This window comes from Shewanella sp. VK101 (assembly GCF_056497865.1).
In genome coordinates this window covers 1460246-1476254 of record NZ_CM151402.1, presented here as the reverse complement: position 1 = coordinate 1476254, position 16009 = coordinate 1460246, and the positions used below count along the sequence as shown (strand labels likewise).

18 protein-coding genes and 1 pseudogene are annotated in these 16009 nt (G+C 51.0%); 8 read left to right on the top strand and 11 right to left on the bottom strand.

Translation table 11 applies throughout. From position 1 onward, the window contains the following. Positions 1–241: 241 nt before the first annotated feature. Positions 242–1369 (bottom strand): IS110 family RNA-guided transposase, encoded by a 1128-nt coding sequence (locus tag ACSHSR_RS06640; RefSeq protein ID WP_479631361.1) that lies wholly within the window; start codon positions 1367–1369, stop codon positions 242–244. A gap of 126 nt (positions 1370–1495) precedes the next feature. Between ACSHSR_RS06640 and ACSHSR_RS06635 the strand changes: the two genes are divergently transcribed. The 4 genes and pseudogenes from ACSHSR_RS06635 (at position 1496) to ACSHSR_RS06620 (ending at position 3356) form a co-directional block, all read left to right on the top strand. Continuing rightward, on the top strand, positions 1496–1960 hold the full coding sequence (locus tag ACSHSR_RS06635; RefSeq protein ID WP_123116682.1) for an N-acetyltransferase: 465 nt from the start codon (positions 1496–1498) through the stop codon (positions 1958–1960). Positions 1961–2150: 190 nt separating this feature from the next. Beyond that, positions 2151–2339 (top strand): annotated as a pseudogene (locus ACSHSR_RS06630) (transposase); the annotation flags it as partial. 223 nt (positions 2340–2562) lie between these two features. Beyond that, positions 2563–2985 carry a hypothetical protein gene (locus ACSHSR_RS06625; protein ID WP_432513932.1) on the top strand — a complete coding sequence of 141 codons (423 nt, stop codon included), beginning with the start codon at positions 2563–2565 and terminating at the stop codon, positions 2983–2985. Positions 2986–3086: 101 nt separating this feature from the next. Further along, a complete protein-coding gene (locus tag ACSHSR_RS06620) occupies positions 3087–3356 on the top strand; it encodes a hypothetical protein (protein WP_208169902.1) in 270 nt (89 codons plus the stop codon). Positions 3357–4036: 680 nt separating this feature from the next. On the opposite strand, the gene ACSHSR_RS06615 is transcribed toward ACSHSR_RS06620, so the two are convergent. Then, positions 4037–5290: a valine--pyruvate transaminase gene (locus ACSHSR_RS06615; RefSeq protein WP_479631360.1), complete on the bottom strand. Its 1254-nt coding sequence runs from the start codon at positions 5288–5290 to the stop codon at positions 4037–4039. Positions 5291–5556: 266 nt separating this feature from the next. Here ACSHSR_RS06615 and ACSHSR_RS06610 point away from each other — a divergent pair, with 266 nt between their 5' ends. After that, positions 5557–5865: a hypothetical protein gene (locus ACSHSR_RS06610; protein ID WP_096142761.1), complete on the top strand. Its 309-nt coding sequence runs from the start codon at positions 5557–5559 to the stop codon at positions 5863–5865. 22 nt (positions 5866–5887) lie between these two features. Here the strand turns inward: ACSHSR_RS06610 and rlmM are convergent, their stop codons facing one another. From rlmM to ACSHSR_RS06580, 6 genes are all read right to left on the bottom strand, one after another. Then, the gene (gene rlmM, locus ACSHSR_RS06605) at positions 5888–6970 is read right to left on the bottom strand and encodes a 23S rRNA (cytidine(2498)-2'-O)-methyltransferase RlmM (RefSeq protein WP_479631359.1); all 1083 of its coding nucleotides are present in this window, start codon (positions 6968–6970) and stop codon (positions 5888–5890) included. Positions 6971–7355: 385 nt separating this feature from the next. After that, the gene (locus ACSHSR_RS06600; RefSeq protein ID WP_025887273.1) at positions 7356–7745 is read right to left on the bottom strand and encodes a DUF423 domain-containing protein; all 390 of its coding nucleotides are present in this window, start codon (positions 7743–7745) and stop codon (positions 7356–7358) included. Between the two features lie 2 nt (positions 7746–7747). Then, a complete protein-coding gene (locus ACSHSR_RS06595) occupies positions 7748–8392 on the bottom strand; it encodes an alpha/beta family hydrolase (RefSeq protein WP_479631358.1) in 645 nt (214 codons plus the stop codon). A 124-nt stretch (positions 8393–8516) separates the two neighbouring features. Further along, positions 8517–9008, bottom strand: coding sequence for a hypothetical protein (locus tag ACSHSR_RS06590; protein ID WP_479631357.1), 492 nt, complete (start codon positions 9006–9008; stop codon positions 8517–8519). 6 nt (positions 9009–9014) lie between these two features. Beyond that, positions 9015–9650, bottom strand: a complete 636-nt coding sequence (locus ACSHSR_RS06585) for an imm11 family protein (protein ID WP_028781016.1) — start codon at positions 9648–9650, stop codon at positions 9015–9017. A 76-nt stretch (positions 9651–9726) separates the two neighbouring features. Continuing rightward, positions 9727–10638, bottom strand: a complete 912-nt coding sequence (locus tag ACSHSR_RS06580; protein ID WP_025887269.1) for a transcriptional regulator GcvA — start codon at positions 10636–10638, stop codon at positions 9727–9729. Between the two features lie 185 nt (positions 10639–10823). Here ACSHSR_RS06580 and ACSHSR_RS06575 point away from each other — a divergent pair, with 185 nt between their 5' ends. Further along, positions 10824–11102, top strand: coding sequence for a hypothetical protein (locus ACSHSR_RS06575; protein WP_144218282.1), 279 nt, complete (start codon positions 10824–10826; stop codon positions 11100–11102). A 67-nt stretch (positions 11103–11169) separates the two neighbouring features. On the opposite strand, the gene thiI is transcribed toward ACSHSR_RS06575, so the two are convergent. The 3 genes from thiI to pomA form a co-directional block, all read right to left on the bottom strand. Further along, positions 11170–12624 (bottom strand): tRNA uracil 4-sulfurtransferase ThiI, encoded by a 1455-nt coding sequence (gene thiI, locus ACSHSR_RS06570; RefSeq protein WP_144136009.1) that lies wholly within the window; start codon positions 12622–12624, stop codon positions 11170–11172. Between the two features lie 161 nt (positions 12625–12785). Continuing rightward, on the bottom strand, positions 12786–13721 hold the full coding sequence (locus ACSHSR_RS06565; RefSeq protein ID WP_044734884.1) for a flagellar motor protein MotB: 936 nt from the start codon (positions 13719–13721) through the stop codon (positions 12786–12788). Positions 13722–13725: 4 nt separating this feature from the next. Then, positions 13726–14493 (bottom strand): flagellar motor protein PomA, encoded by a 768-nt coding sequence (gene pomA, locus ACSHSR_RS06560; RefSeq protein ID WP_025012015.1) that lies wholly within the window; start codon positions 14491–14493, stop codon positions 13726–13728. A gap of 394 nt (positions 14494–14887) precedes the next feature. Here pomA and xseB point away from each other — a divergent pair, with 394 nt between their 5' ends. After that, positions 14888–15127 (top strand): exodeoxyribonuclease VII small subunit, encoded by a 240-nt coding sequence (gene xseB, locus ACSHSR_RS06555; RefSeq protein WP_025012016.1) that lies wholly within the window; start codon positions 14888–14890, stop codon positions 15125–15127. Beyond that, positions 15128–16009, top strand: a complete 882-nt coding sequence (ispA, locus tag ACSHSR_RS06550) for a (2E,6E)-farnesyl diphosphate synthase (RefSeq protein WP_025012017.1) — start codon at positions 15128–15130, stop codon at positions 16007–16009.

The window sequence follows — 16009 nt, the reverse complement described above, 5'->3', positions numbered from 1 at the left end:
CGGAGACCCAAAAATCTCCGGTAAGGACACTCTGACAGTCGGACTTTGGCGAGTAAGTGTCGGCGGTTGACCTTGCACTCTTTTGAATAGAGTCGCGCGAGTTTGGTTATTCGCATTACTTGTGTTCGCCGCAGGAGCCTTGCCTCAGTCTAGAAGCGCGGATGTGACCGCTTAACGCCCTCGAGGATTGCTCGCACCGCTGCCGCCGTCCGGCGCTGCCAGAGTGATTTTTAAATGTAATTCAGTACGCTTGTTGTGGCATATCGGCATCAAAACCTTGGGCTAAATCCCAAATGTAGCCTGTCAGTTCGCGAGCCACAGCGGTAACGACTTTATTGTATTCTTTGCCTCTTGCTTTTAAGGCATGAAAGCGTCGACATAGGCGCAGCTGGATTTCCCATGAGCGAGTTTGCAGTTTGATAGAGTGCTCTTGTTGGCGACTTTCCAATTCCCTCGAGACCCTAGCGGGGAAACGATAGGCCCAGGCCGATTCAATAAGGATGCGTCTGGCGTGGCTATTGCCGCACTTAGTGATGCCGCCACGCCGTTCCCGCTGACCACTGGAGTGTTCGCTGGGTGTCAAACCGACAAAGTTCATCAGTGAACGCGGAGAAGCAAAGCGTCTGAGGTCACCCAGTTCCGCCAATAGGGTCATAGCGGATAAGAAACGTACTCCACGCAGTACCGTCAGACGTTGCACCAGTGGGTACCAACGCCAGCTTTCGGCCAGGCTTTGCAGTTCCAATTCCAGCCGTTGCAAGCGCTCATAGCGCTCGGTAACGATATGAATGTAATGCTGAAAGGTGATTTTAGTAGCACTTTGAGGAAAGCTGATATCAGCCAGGTGGCGTCGATAGGCCTCGGTCCAGTTTTGCCGACCTGTGCAGGGATGACCATGACGCAGCAGAAAGGATTTCAGCCGTTGCCGTGCCTGGCGCAAATCGAGCATGGTATCTTCCCGGCAGCGGATAAGGTCGCGGATAGCTTCATCCCGCTCATCCGGAACATAAATAGAGTGCAAATCGCCGCTACGCGCTAACCTGGCCAATGTCATGGCATCGCGTTTATCGGTTTTGACCCGGTCGCCCGGAGCTTTGGGGATGAGTGCCGGTGCTACCACCCAGCATTCAATGCCACGGCGCAACAGATGACGATAGAGCCAGAAGCCGCAGGGACCGGCCTCATAGATAACACAGAGCTTGCTGGTCTTGGCTGTTTGATTTTTAATGAGTTTATCGAATGAACGCAGGTTGGTTGGGATTGTGCCATGGTAATGCACAGTCTCAGCAGACTTATCAGAAACCCAGGCCACGTCAGTGGTCTCCTTGTGTACGTCCAACCCGATAAAAAGTGTGTTAGCTTTAGACATGTCGGCCTCCTGTGATTGTTTGCCTATTGGATCAACAAACAGTGTGGCTCTGGTTTAACTAATCCACGAGAAAACACGGAGGCCGACACCTGCACAGGGAATCATTATGTCTAGAAGTATCGGCATATGAGTGAAATTGAATTTTTGCATTTTAATCAAGTGAACCATACAGAGTTCATGGACGTGGTCAATCAAGATTCTCTGAGAACACATTTGATCGAGCACCCGTATTTTGACGAAACAAGCCTCCATGCGTGGATGAATGAAAAAATAAATACAGATGCCATACATGGTTGTCGCATCCGGGCGGTTTATATTGGTGGAGTATTGGCAGGTTGGTGTGGCATTCAGCCTGATGATAATGGTTTTGAATTGGCGATTGTTATCTCACAAAAATTCTGGGGGTTTGGCATACCAATTTTCAAAAAGCTAATGTGCTGGGCGAAAGAGCTAGGGCATAAAGAAATACTATTCCATTTACTCGAAAGTAGGCGCGAATACAAGGTGTTGAATAAAATGTCCACTAAAGTTTATAAAACAGAGTTATCAGGTCGGTGTTTTACAACCTACCATCTAGCAGTAAATGAATAGTGTCCTCAAAACTTCTAACAAGTGGCTGTTGTCGGACACATCTACGCTGGCGCTCCGGTCCGTCGCAAGACCATGGCATTGTAAAACAAAGGAAATTTTGGCATGAAACTAACTATCGTTTCACTATTCGCTTTGATTCTACTCGGCTGCTCAGCGGCCGGGGTTCCATATACAAATTGACATTCCCCCCGAGATTAGTACCAAGCTACTGACGCGGTTGAATATCCCTCATGATAATTGGCTCAAGCTTACCACTGAATTTGGAAGACTATTTCGTGGACCGGTAGGCACCTTGCAAGAGCTCAGCTGTTACTGCGAACACTTGGAGAAGCGACGACGACATTTTTCAACCAGTTGTCAGTACTTTCAAACGGCCTGAACCCCACATTATTTATCAACCGCAGTCATTGGAATCCCCTGAACCATGGGTAGGGCTAGCACGGCTCAAATCTCGCATTTTTAAGTGAAATCGGTTCGATTTCATCAAACCTCTGCAACTCAAGGAGCTCTTTCGGCCTCAGAGTGCTCAAATCCCCTAACGGTGCTTGAACGCAGACAGAAAGAAGATTAAGTTATTGTTTTACAATGGGTGGCTTGATTTTTTGGAATTAATCCAAGATCGAGCAGATATTCGGCCTGAATTTGGCGCCTGCCACGTAAACTATGCTTGGCGCCGCCATAGGCAAAATAACCACAAGTTCGAGAACCTGGAAAACGCCTTTAACTCAAAAAATAATAGTATTCTGCGGTTGCTTCAAAACTTGGGCGGTAACGTCAACGCTGCTAATCACCCTGAGCGCGGCAATTGCTTGTTTGTTGCTCTTTGGTATCCTGATTCCGATTGGGCCATACTTTGCAATCCAATAGCAGCAACATTGGTCACGCGTGAAGCAGTGGAAGCGTTCTCTGTTACGAAGCAGCGAAATGATGAAATCGTTGAGTCTATAGAAACATTGTTCAATTCATCTGGCTCAGATTTAAGGCGAGAACTTGATGAGAATCTCTACTCTCAAAATATCGCATAACAAATTACTGTTATCGCCGCTACGCGGCTGGGACCTCTATATATGCTGCGCTTCTCTACGGTCCCAAAGCAAAGCGTTAATTGCACAAAAAGGGAATATCTGTGCCAAAGAAAGTTCTAGAAACGAATATTGGTAATACACACATCAAGTTTGAAAACACTTGGTTTAGTGGAGCAAAGTTATTTGTAGATGGCGAAATAGTAGTAAAGGATAATTCATTTTTTGCTCTGGACAAGAACTCGCCATTGGTAGCAAAAAAGATTGTAGTAGAAGGTGTAGAGCACCTTGTAGAAGTCTTTGCTCATGCCATCTTTACCGTGAAACTGAAGTTGCATGTAAATGGACAGTATGTTGCTGGAGACAAGTTCTAGCAATTAACAAAAACATGTAGTGCCGCCCCCGCAAATCCATCGCTTCGCTCAAGCGTGCCTCAGTCAAGGAGCGCGGATGTGACCGCTTAACGCCCTCGAGGGTTGCTCGCACCGCTGCTGCCGACATAGGCGCTGCTGGATTTCCCTCATAAGGGGGAATTGGTGCAATTCTGTGAGAGTTAACTTGTTTGAAGCTACCTATATGCCCGCAGACATACACCTCATTTTCAGGCACAGGCGAAACTGTGACCTTCCGAGCCATGGATGGCGAGGCAGAGCTTACAGGGATGTACTCGCAGCGAGTCACAGGATCGCCTGTGCATAAGCCTGCGGCAGGCAATAAGAAACAGTCATAACCGGAAGCCCAACCTATGTTATTTGGCTATTTCGAGCTAAAAGCTATGTTAGCAGCTGTGCCAGCGCCCTAATCGTGAAGCAAGTACATTCATGCACAACGGCCTGTTCGCCATCCCTGACTCTTGGCGACAGCGCGGGGGAATTGGTGTCATTCTGTAATGGTGGATTTGGTTTAAACTTTTGACGTACCAACAGACATACGCCTGTGCGAAGTGCGCCGTAGGAGATGGACTCCTCTGAGACTGAAGCGAAATATGATCCATATGCCGTAGCAGAGTTGCCTGAAACTCACAGCAAGCAACTCTGCGATAATAACCTTGGTTTCAACCAAGCTGCGCCCAAGCCTTATTAACTTCTTCGGCGATGATTTCAATGCCGCGACGCATCAATTCAGGTTGTTGCACATAGTTCATCCGAATACACTCACCGGCATGTGGCCACTCTTCGGCCAGTCCGAAGAAGAAATACTCCCCGGGCACCACCAATACGCCCCTGGCTTTCAGGCGTCGATAGAGTTCCATGGCGCTGATGGGCAGGCCCTCAAACCAGAGCCAGAGGAAAATCGCGCCCTCGGGTTTATGAATTCTGAATCTGGGGTCCGGCAGAGCCTGTTGCAGCATGACCACGGTTTGCTGCGCCCGCTGCAGATAGAAAGGCCGCACCACTTCATTGCCGAGCCGCAGCATATCACCACGGGCTATCATCTCTGTCGCCATCGCCGGGCCCATGCTGCCCGGTGCCAGTGAAATAATACCGTTGATATTGGTCAGCGCCTGGGTGATGGCTTCGTTGGCTATCACTATGCCGCAGCGCAGCCCCGGCAGCCCCAACTTGGAGAGACTCATACACAACACAGTGTTGTCGTTCCAGAAAGGAGTCACATCTTCAAACAGAATATTGGGGAAAGGTGAGCCATAGGCGCAGTCGAGGATCAGCGGGATCCCGTGCGCTCTTGCCAGCTTATCCAGCTTATCCACCTCTTCATCTGTCAGCACATTGCCTGTGGGATTAGTCGGCCGTGAAACACAAATGGCGCCGATATCGGCATCGACTTTGAGCCTTTCAAAGTCGATGTGGTATTTGAACAAGCCACCATCCAGCTTGATGATTTCCGGCTTGAAGGTACGAAATAGTTCATCTTCCAGACCAGCATCACTGTAGCCGATATACTCCGGGGCGAGCGGCAGTAAAATCTTTCGTTTCTGCCCCTCGGCAGTAGTACCGGCAAACAGGTTAAACAGCGCGAAAAAGGAGCTCTGGCTGCCGTTGGTGAGGCTGATATTGTTTTTGGTCAGCGACCAACCGTAGGTATCGTTCAGCAGCTTGGCCAAGGCATTGAGAAAGGCATCTTTTCCCTGCGGGCCATCATAGTTGGTCATGGCCGCGAGCAACTCGCCCTTGGCCAACATATCGGCACTAAGCTCGGTAAAATAGTCCAGCATAGAGGGGATGGCCGCCGGGTTACCGCCCCCCAGCATAATCGCCCCCGGAGTGCGTAGCCCTTCGTTGAGATCATCCATTAACTGGGTGATACCTGTATAACGGTTAAACTTGTCACCAAACTTGGAAAACTGCATTACTTCTATCCGCAGACTCATATCAAGAAACAGAACTTATTTAGTAACAGGAACCGCGGCAGATTACACCTTAAAAGTTTTTTAGTTGCGTGATACAACTCAACATTTGCCAAGCTTAAATGGCTGTAAACGCCCCGAGTAAGAGTTGCATGGTCATTTGAGAGCAGATTTTTGTGCGCCAGCAAACATTTCGCCGACATCGACTTGTTGATCCATTATCAGGGGAACACACTTAAAAACAGGACAAGCAGCCAGAGGAGCAGCGGGTGTCAGCCTCAAAACTGAGTGAACTAAAGCAGCAACAGCAGAGTTTGTTAGAGCAGGAATTGATGCGGGAACAAGCGGGTTCCCTAGGCGTTGCCGGCAAGAAGCTGGAACAGGCACTGCAGGATTACCGGCGCCACCATCACCTGTCACCGAGAAAGAAAGCCGAGTACGTTAGCATAGTGGCCGATGCCGTCTATAACCTGATGTTGACCCGGGAACTACTCGGCTTTGTCGACGGCAATCTTGAGTGGGTTTGCGGCCAGTATGATATTCCGGATGCCGTGCTACAGCAGTTGGCCTTGAGCTGAAAAGCATCAAGGCCCGCTTAACTCACCAAGGCGAGTTGGGTCGCAGCCACAGGTGCACAGTCACTTCATCCCTGTCGTGATAGAGGTGTTTACAGGCCAGCTTAAACTCTGTGATGCCGTTTTCTTTGAGAATGGCCTGCATATTTTCCAATATGGTGCTTACCTCTTTGTAACGGCTCTTCATCGGCAGTTTCAGGTTAAAGATAGCCTCTTTGAACCAGCCATTGATGGCCCAGGCTTCCATCAGTTCGGCCACCCTGGCTGGTTTTTCCACCATGTCACACACCAGCCAATAGATGTTCTTGCGCTTGGGCTCGAAACGGAAACCGTCGGCCTGGAAGTGAGTTACCTGGCCGGTTTCCATCAATCCTGCATCCATGGGGCCATTGTCGACGGCCGATACAAACATGCCGCGGCGCACCAACTGATAGGTCCAGCCGCCGGGACAGGCGCCGAGATCCACGGCGTTGAGGCCGCTGCGCAAACGCTCTTCCCGCTGCGGCTCGGGAATAAAGTGATTGAAGGCCTCATCCAGTTTCAAAGTCGAGCGGCTGGGCGCATCGGCGGGAAACTTGAGCCTGGGGATCCCCATAAAAAACGGTGACGAGTTATGGCTGTAGGAATAACCGGCGAACGCCTTGCCCGGTGCCACAAAGCACACATGGATTATCGGCCGCTTGGGGTTTTCCTTGGCCAGCAGAGTACCGCTCTGTTTCAAAGACTGACGCAGCGGCACGGTAAACTTGCGGCAGAAGGTGAGCAGCTCTTTGGCTTCGTTGGTATCCGGTGTTTCGACCCTGAGTTCACCGCCCCTGCTGATATCTTCAAGTGCGGCGGTAATTGGCCCTACCCTGTCTTCGGGGGGCAGGTCACTGAGCAGATCGCCGCAGACAAACATCTGCCGGGCGAAGATCAATGAGTCCAGCGCCAGTTCCTGTGCCAGGGTGTCGGCTTCCCCTTCGGCAAAACATTGAAAGATCACATAGGCATCGTTGTTATTGGCCTTGACGAAACCACCGACATTGAGCAGTGCCGCCCGATTTTGGATCTCGGCCGCGCACTCTTTTTCATAGCCGGCACGACAAAACAGAAACAGGTTGTTCATTGGTATTTCCAAACAGTGAATCTTACCGGAAAGCCTCCGGCAACTGGCGAAGGCGCGAGTATACCATAGCATTGTGCGCAGGAGTTGCCTGACTCGGTGAGAATGAAAAGCCAAGCATGCCAGGCTTGTAAGAAAGCTCAGGCTAAATTGACCTCGGCCTGCAGCGCGTATCGGCCCATTCACCCTGCCCTTCGGCAATTGGGAACAAAACACCCGCCACTTGGGCGGGTGTTTACCAGGGCAGGCCTGCGGACTATCTACTTAAATAGCCATCTCTTTAAATAGCTATCTCTCTAGAGGGCTATCTCTTCAGGTGACAGTTTTAAGCAAACAATGGCTTTAGTAAACAATGGCTTTAGTAAATAATGGCTTTAGCCAACCAGACTTATAGCCCGGTTTCATCCATGCGGTGGCGCCATACCGCTGCCGCCAACAATAGCCAGCCCACCAGGAAGCAGCTGCCGCCGAGAGGGGTTACCATGCCCAACCACTTGGTGCCTGTCAGGGCATACAGATACAGCGAGCCGGAGAACATAAAGATCCCGGCGATAAACAGCCCCGCCGCCCAGTCAATCAGACGCGACTTGAACCAGTGACCGGCAAAGGCCAGGGTTATCAAACCAAAGGTGTGATAGAACTGATATTCCACCCCCAGGTTGAATATGGCGATCAACTCGGCAGGTGCAATGGTCTTGAGTCCATGGGCGCCAAAAGCTCCCAGAGCAACGGCAAAGAAACCACTGATGGCCGCCAGTAACAATAACCCCTTACGCATAACTAACTCCCGATAAATAAAAGTGATTCTTTCACTGCATCCTGCAGGTTAGCCTTAAGATCCGTTCCGGACGACTTGCGCGGCACAAAACTATGATCTCCGTCGATAATAAAGCGTACTTTGGCCTGCTCGGGCAGCGCCCAGGAGGCCAACTGCTCGCGCTTGCCGAAGCTGTCGCGCTCGCCCTGCAAAATAAGCAGAGGCGAGGCACACTCCCACAAGGGCTCAAGTCTGGGCTCGGTTTTCTTCGGCGGCAAAAACGGATAACCAAGACAGATAACGCCGCTGAGGGTCATCGCCAGTTTATCATTGGCCGCCAGCATGGCCGCCATCCGCCCGCCCATGGATTTGCCCATCAAAAATAGTCGCTTGGGCGCAAACTCGGCAACCGCTGCTGCCAAGGTCTGCTCGAAGGACTGCAACAGCGCAGGTGCCCGGTCCGGCGGGCGCCGCTTGCCATCCTCGCCGCGCTTGACCATGTAAGGAAAGTTAAACCTCAGCACGCTCGGGCCGCTGGCGGTCAACAGCGCGGTATAATCTGCCATAAAGTCGCTGTGCATATCGGCACCGGCGCCATGGGCGAACAACACCAGAGTGTCACTGTCCTTACCTTTATCCAGCAGCCAGTTAGTATTCAAATTCATCATCAGCCCTGTTCGAAGATACAATAATTTTCATGCTTGGTTTCGAATAAACCACAATATTAAATGCCGTACTTCCCTGACAAATAAATTTATTAAAAAATAGCGTTAAAAAACGACCAAGCGGTAATTATATATCTCTTATCCATACCGTTTTTACATGTTTTTTCAACAAATCAATCACACTTTTATGAATAAACACCAAGCCAAAGTCCTCTTCCAGTTTAAATATTAACCTTTGTTCCACAGGAATATTTTCCAGCTTAGAAAAATCGAACTCTGTCGAGTCAGTATCTAACCAATTCAACTTACCAAATTGCTTTTCTTTATCCGTCAATCTGTACGTCTGCTGGATATAAGGCATTCGATAGTTGTCATATACCTCGAGTTGTTCATCCGAAGGTTGACTTGGCGAATTGTCAACACGAGCATCCAGCCATTCAACACCATGCTGCACCAATGGCTCCAGTTTGGATGCTATATCACCAATAATGAACAGCTTTGGAGAAAAGGTCATTTCCAATAACAGATCCGGTGCTGCAGCACCTACTGGTGCAGGTGTTTGTTGGAATGGGAAAGTATCCATATTTTGTTTAGTGAGTATCGAGTATTCATCTTTCACTTACTATTATCTCCTTGGTGCTTCATCATCGACATCAAACTTAAAAGCGGTCAGTCCACAAGCTAACCCCTGTAGAGCGATATTATAGAGCTCATCATATACTTCTGAAGAAAAGAAAAAGTTATTGGTACCTTTAACCCTGAAAATGTGTCTGCGGTTCATGGGATAAGACTCGAGCTTTTCTCGGTCAAGATACAATTTACTAACTATGATTGAATGAAAAGGCTTCTGCTCTTCCAATGGCACATCGTAGCCGTGCTTTTTGGGATCATAATGCCTGATAACGTTTTTTATAACTGACTTGTCTTCATCCAATACATCCAACTCGTTATTTATCGCGATAATATATCGCTGCTGAGTCGACAGACCATCCATGCACTGTAATCTATTGGGCAAAAAAGCGACGCCATATGGGTCAAAGCTCATAAAAACGTCTGCTATAGGTTTGGTAACGCTTAAATCCCCTGAGTTTGTGATATCGAAAACTGCTTCTGAATAACTGTCTTCGTCCTCCCAAATAACCGCACTCAATGCGCTCACTGGAATGTAGTCCATGTCTTCGTACAGGTGCTCTCTGTTATCAGAGCAACTAAACATGGCATCACTCTCTTCCGTGTTTTCGTTTATGTAAGCCAGTTCCATCAAAGTTCCCTATAAACTGCAAGCTTTCACTTATTTGTAGTGCCTTCCTGTATATGCAGAGAAGCGTGTTACCGACTTATCCCGGCAACAATTCACTACGCGACTCCTCAGCAAACATATCCAGCATCCATTCGCGGAACGCGATGATTTTACCTAACTCGGCATGCTTTTGCTGGCACACCAGATAATAGGCATCTTTGCTGACCAGAACCTCTTGGAACGGACAGACCAAACGCCCGGCCTTGATGTCGGGGCGGGCGAGCACGCTGTAGCCCAGAGCAACCCCCTGGCCATGGGCCGCGGCCTGCAGTACCAGAGATGAGTGGCTGAATATCGGCCCCTGGTTCACATTGACATCCGTTACGCCGCATTGGCGGAACCAGGCCTGCCAATCATGACGGCTCATATCGTGCAGCAGGGTATGATATTTAAGATCGGCAGGCTTTTCCAATGGCTTGGGGCCGTTGAGCAGCATTGGCGAGCATACGGGGATCAACACTTCGTTGCGCAGTTTGTCGGCCCTGAGCCCGGGCCAGTTACCCTGACCATAGTAAATTGCCACATCCACATCGTCGGACAAGGCGCTGAACTCGGCATCCACCGCCTTGATCCGCACATCGATATCGGGATTCTTCTCACTGAATTTTGCCAGACGCGGCACCAGCCACTGAATGGCAAAGCTGGGCGACATGCTGACGGTCAAGGAACCCACGGCGCTACGAGCCAGCAGCCGGTCAGTGGCATCCGACAGTTGGGTAAAAATATCCTTGATATCGAGGAAGTAGCTTTGCCCCTCTTCGGTCAGTAGCAGCGAGCGGTTCTTTCGGCGAAATAATTTTAATCCCAGAAAGTCTTCCAGCGCCTTGATCTGATGACTCACTGCGGCCTGGGTAACGAACAGTTCTTCGGCGGCGCGGGTAAAGCTCAAATGCCTTGCTGCTGCCTCGAACGCCTTGACCGCATTCAGCGGAGGGAGTCGTTTTGACATAGTGATCCACTTCTCATTTTTTAATTAGTTTTTCTAATCCAGATTGTTACATTTTATCGTTTGTTAAAGCCAGCGATTTTGGTTAAATTTTGCGCCGAAAAGTTGAATATTCAGACAATCTCTGAGCAGTCGAAGGGAAGGTCTGACACTGGCACTCAGTGCCCGTTCTCACCCGGAGGCATCCCATGTTGAACTTTAAATCCGCTTTTGTGCTCCTGCTGTTTGGCATGAGCACCAGCGCCATGGCTGCGGAAAGTCTTTCTGCACCGGCGCAAACTCGTCCTCTGCCAAGAGTTGCTGTCGAAGCACCTGCGGTGCAGATAGACTTCAAACTGCTTGAGCAGGAGCTGAGCCGTAACATTGCCGCCAACAGCGAAGAGCTCAGAACCCATGCGCTGGACCAGCCGACACTGCTGTTGGCCGAAGACGCGGCAGCCAGTCCATCAAAGGTTCAGCTTAACTGAGCCCCATTGGATTTCGCTGAGCGTCAGCAGCAAAAAAGCCGCTTCGAGAGAGGCGGCTTTTTGTTTATCAGGGGCGGTAAACCTTGACGTTACCGTGCCCTTGCTCCTGAAGGTAGAGCGCCTGCAGTTTACTCATAACGCCGCGGTCGCAATAGAGCAGATAGGTCTTGCTGCCATCAAGCTCGGCAAAGGCGCTGGCCAGCTTGAAGAAAGGAATATGAACTATCTCGACACCTTCCAGTTGCAGCGGCTTGCTCTCTTCCTCTTCCGGCGCCCTGATATCCAGTACCACTTCACCCTGACCGACACTGGCGACGGTTTCGGTTTCCGTTACTTTGGTATCCATGTCGGTTGCTATCTCCCGAATATCCATGACCACGGCATCGGCGATGATCCGGTCCAGCAGATCTTCGGAAAACTTGGTTTCCTCGGCTTCAACCTTGGACAACACCGCCTTGACCGTGGGTTTTTGTGAAATCACGCCGCAGTATTCAGGCATGGACTTGGCAAAGTCTTCCGTACCTATCTTGCGGCTCTCGTTGATGATGTCCTGCTTGTCCATGGTGATCAAAGGTCTGAGGATCAGGGTATCGACACAGCGGTCAATCACATTGAGGTTGGTCAAGGTTTGGCTGGATACCTGTCCCAGGCTCTCACCTGTGACCAGTGCCTGAACCCCCATACGTTCCGCCACCCTGGCGGCGGCGCGCATCATCATCCGCTTGAGTATGACGCCCATCAAGCCATTGTCTATACGCTCGAGGATTTCGGCCACTACGGGCTCAAAGGGAACGGTCACAAACTTGACTTTATGCGACTCGCCATAGGTCTTCCACAAATGGTGCGCCACCTGCTTGACCCCTATTTCGTGCTGGGCACCGCCCAGGTTGAAGAAGCAGTAGTGGGTACGGGAACCCTTTTTGATAAATTGGAAACTGGACACCCCTGAATCAAAACCGCCGGAGATCAAGGACAGCACATCTTCCTGGGTCGCGATCGGAAATCCACCAAGTCCGGGGATCTTCTTCTCCACCAGGTAGAGTTTGTCGTTGTTGATCTCCAGATGAATGGTCATATCCGGGTCTTTGAGGCGCACACCGGCCGCTTCGGTAAACTGGTTCAGGCCACCACCTACGTAACGCTCCACATCCTGCGAACTGAAGTCGTGCTTGCCGCTGCGCTTGGCGCGGACACAGAAGGTCTTACCCGCCAGCTCGTCGGCATACACCTTGAGCGCATGCTGGTAGATATCATCAACGGTTTCAAAGCTGTATTCATTGACCTGGCTGATGGTAGAAATCCCGGGAATACAAGCCAGACGCTCGGCAAAAACTTGTTTTAGCTGGGGTTTGTCTTTGGGAACCTGCACCATAATCCGATCCCACTGGCGGGTAACGGCAGCGTCTTCATCCACTTTTTTGAGTACATTGCGGATATTGGACTCGAGCATCTTGGTAAAACGCATTCTTACCGGTTTGCTCTTCATCATGATTTCTGGATACAGCTTTACGATAAACTTCATGGGGATCCCGAGGAAAAAAATTTCAAACAGCAATCGTGGGATTATAACAAAGACCCGCTAGCTGGCACAGAGATTTGCCACTCCAAAGCCGTGCCCGGATTGCAGAAGCATAAAAAAAGCAGCCGTTTTCAGGCTGCTCTGATTCTGATGATACTGCGCCATCAAAGATTGGGATCGACTTCAATCTCATCAGACTCTTTGGCCTTGCCCTGCTCAATGGAGATTTCCACCCTGCGGTTACGGGCGCGATTCTCCGGCGAGTCGTTGGCCACCAAAGGCGCAGTGGAAGCCATGCCCACCACTTTCATTCTGCTGGCATCAAAGCCGGGCACCTTGACCAATTCGTGGGCCACTGCCACCGCCCGCTGGCTGGACAGGTCCCAGTTGGAGCTGTACAGCTCATTGCTTATCTGCATGTCATCCGTGTGGCCGGAGACTGTGATTATCCCGGGTACATCTTTGAGTAGCTCGCCAACCGCCTGCACCACAGGTTTGAACCTGGGTTGCAGGAACCCCGAACCTGAGGCAAAGGCGCCCTTCTCCCGAATACGGATGATAATCTGCTGCCCCAGAGACTCGATTTCAATAGCGCCGTCCACTATCTCTTTGTTGAGCGCCTCGGCCATCTTCTTGACCTGCTCGTTAATCTGATCCTGAGCCGCCTGCTGTTCCTGGGTCTTCTTGTCTTCGGCCTGCTCCTGCGCCGTGGCCGAAGCCTCGCCGCCACGCTGCTCGCCCCTTTGCTGCTGCACGCCACCGGCACTGTCGTCATCCCCTTCCTGATACTCGAGGATCTGTTGGGTCATCTCGTTGGTTTGCTGGTTGATTATTTCAATCGGGGTGGGATCCGGGCGTCCGGGGCGGAACTCCAGCGCAATCACTGAGGTGCCTTTGGGAATATCTTTCACTTCAACCTTGTTCTGCACCCCGAAGGCGTATTTCATCGAGCCGGCTATCTGTTTGAACTTCATGACATCCATTTCGGAGAAGGCCAGCAGCAACACGAAGAAACACATCAGCAGCGACATCAGGTCGGCAAAGGTTGCCAGCCACATGGGTGCGCCGGGTGGCGGACAATCACACTTGGGCTTGGCCATAGTGTTACTCTCCGTCCGTTGTATCTATTTTGCGCTGTTTCTCAGACAGGTAATTTTTGAGGAAGCCCTCAATCACTCTGGGGTTCTGGCCATCCTGAATAGCCAGTACAGCGTCCATAATCAGATTGCGGTTGAGCATCTCTTCGTTCATCCGCAGCGCCAGCTTATCGGCAATCGGAATCGCCACCATGTTGGCAATAACCGCACCGTACAAGGTGGTCAGCAAGGCCACCGCCATTGCCGGGCCGATGGATTTAGGGTCATCCATGTTGGACAACATGGCCACCAGACCAATCAGGGTACCTATCATACCCATAGCCGGCGCCACATCACCCAGCGCCTTGAAGATACTGATCCCCGCCTTGTGGCGCTCTTCGGTCAGCTGAATATCCTTCTCCAGTGCTTCACGCACCACATCGCCGTCGTGGCCGTCCACCAGCATGTCGACCGCTTTTTGCATAAAACTGTTGGAAATTTGCGCCTCTTCCAGCGCCAGGAAGCCCCCTTTACGGGCGGCGTCGGCCATGGTGACCGACTGTTCAATCAACTCTTCGGGTTTGTCCAGTTTGAACATAAACGCCTTGGCGGCAATCTTGACCGCCCCCAAAAACTGCTTGAGGTTGAATTTCATCATCACCACAAATAGCGAACCTACCATCACAATCAATACCGAAGGTACATCAATAAAGATTGCAATGCCGCCACTGCTGACCATTGCCATGATAATAAAAGCAAAAGCACCTACCAGTCCTATCAGGGTTGCTAAATCCACAGTGGCTCCTCACCTCTAAAGCAGACCCGACACAGTGTGGCCGGGATCTCTATCCCATACAAGCCGATCCGCCTCAAAGGGTGATATAGGATCTTGGCTATTCGCAGGAGATGAATATGATAATTTTCAACAGTTTCTATTTTGAGTTATCGGACAGGGCTTAGGCAAGTTTAGGAAGATTTTAATTTTCTCCAAAAAAAATCAGCGACAAAGCGTGCTGTTGAGCAAATAACGGGCGCTTCAATTTGACCCTTATCGCGCCCTGATATACCTTGTGTCACGCTGAACATAACGCCAAGACACCTGCTGCCAATCCCCTCCCCTTATACCTTTGCACCGTGACAATCAGGTCGCAGGAATGGGCCGGCAACCAAGGTGCACCAAGGAAACCGATGTGGCTAAAAAACCCGAAAATCTGAGCTTTGAAGAATCTCTCAACGAACTGGAACGCATAGTCGCCGAGCTGGAACGCGGTGAAGTATCGCTGGACGATGCTCTCAAACAGTTCGAGCGTGGCATAGGTCTGGTGCGCAGCAGCCAGGCTAAACTGGAACAGGCGCAACAGAAAGTTGCCATACTGCTGGCCCAGGATCCCCAGGCGCCATTGAGCCCATTTGATGTCGAGGGTGAGTGAGTGTTAACCCAAGCTATTAACCAATACCAGCAGAGAGTCAATCAAAGGATTGGCACCATTCTGGACACCCTGGATGATACCGAGCCCAAACTCAAGGCTGCCATGCGACATGGTGCCCTGCTGGGCGGTAAACGTATTCGGCCGTTTCTGGTTTACTCTGTGGGCGAGATGCTCGGCGTTCCCCTTGAGCGCCTCGATGATTGCGCCGCCGCCATAGAATGTATTCACGCTTACTCGCTGATCCATGACGATCTGCCGGCCATGGACGACGATGCCCTGCGCCGCGGTCAGCCAACCGTGCATATCGCCTTTGACGAAGCCACCGCCATTCTGGCCGGTGATGCCTTGCAGACCTTGGCCTTTGAACTTATCAGCAGCGATATCGAGGGCCTCAGCGACCGCCAACACCTGCGCCTGGTGCAGTCGCTGGCCAAAGCCTCCGGCTACCGCGGTATGTGCGGCGGCCAGGCCCAGGATCTCAATGCCACAGACAAAGAGATCTCCCTTGCGCAGCTCACCGCCCTGCACAGATTGAAGACAGGTGCCCTTATCCGCTGCGCCGTCGAGTTTGCGGTAATTGCCGCCGATGTCGATGATAATGAAAGGCAGGCACTGCTGGAATACGCCGATGCCATAGGTCTGGCATTCCAGGTACAGGATGACATTCTCGATATCACCGGCAGTACAGAAGAGCTGGGTAAGCCCCAGGGGTCGGATCTCGACGCCAACAAGAGTACCTATCCTAAACTGTTGGGACTGGAGGGCGCCAAGGCCACAGCCCAAAAACTGCTGGAAGATGCACTATCAGCGCTGGCCAAATTGCCATACAATAGCCAGTTAATTGCCGAATTCGCCCGCTATATCGTTGAGCGAAGAGTATAA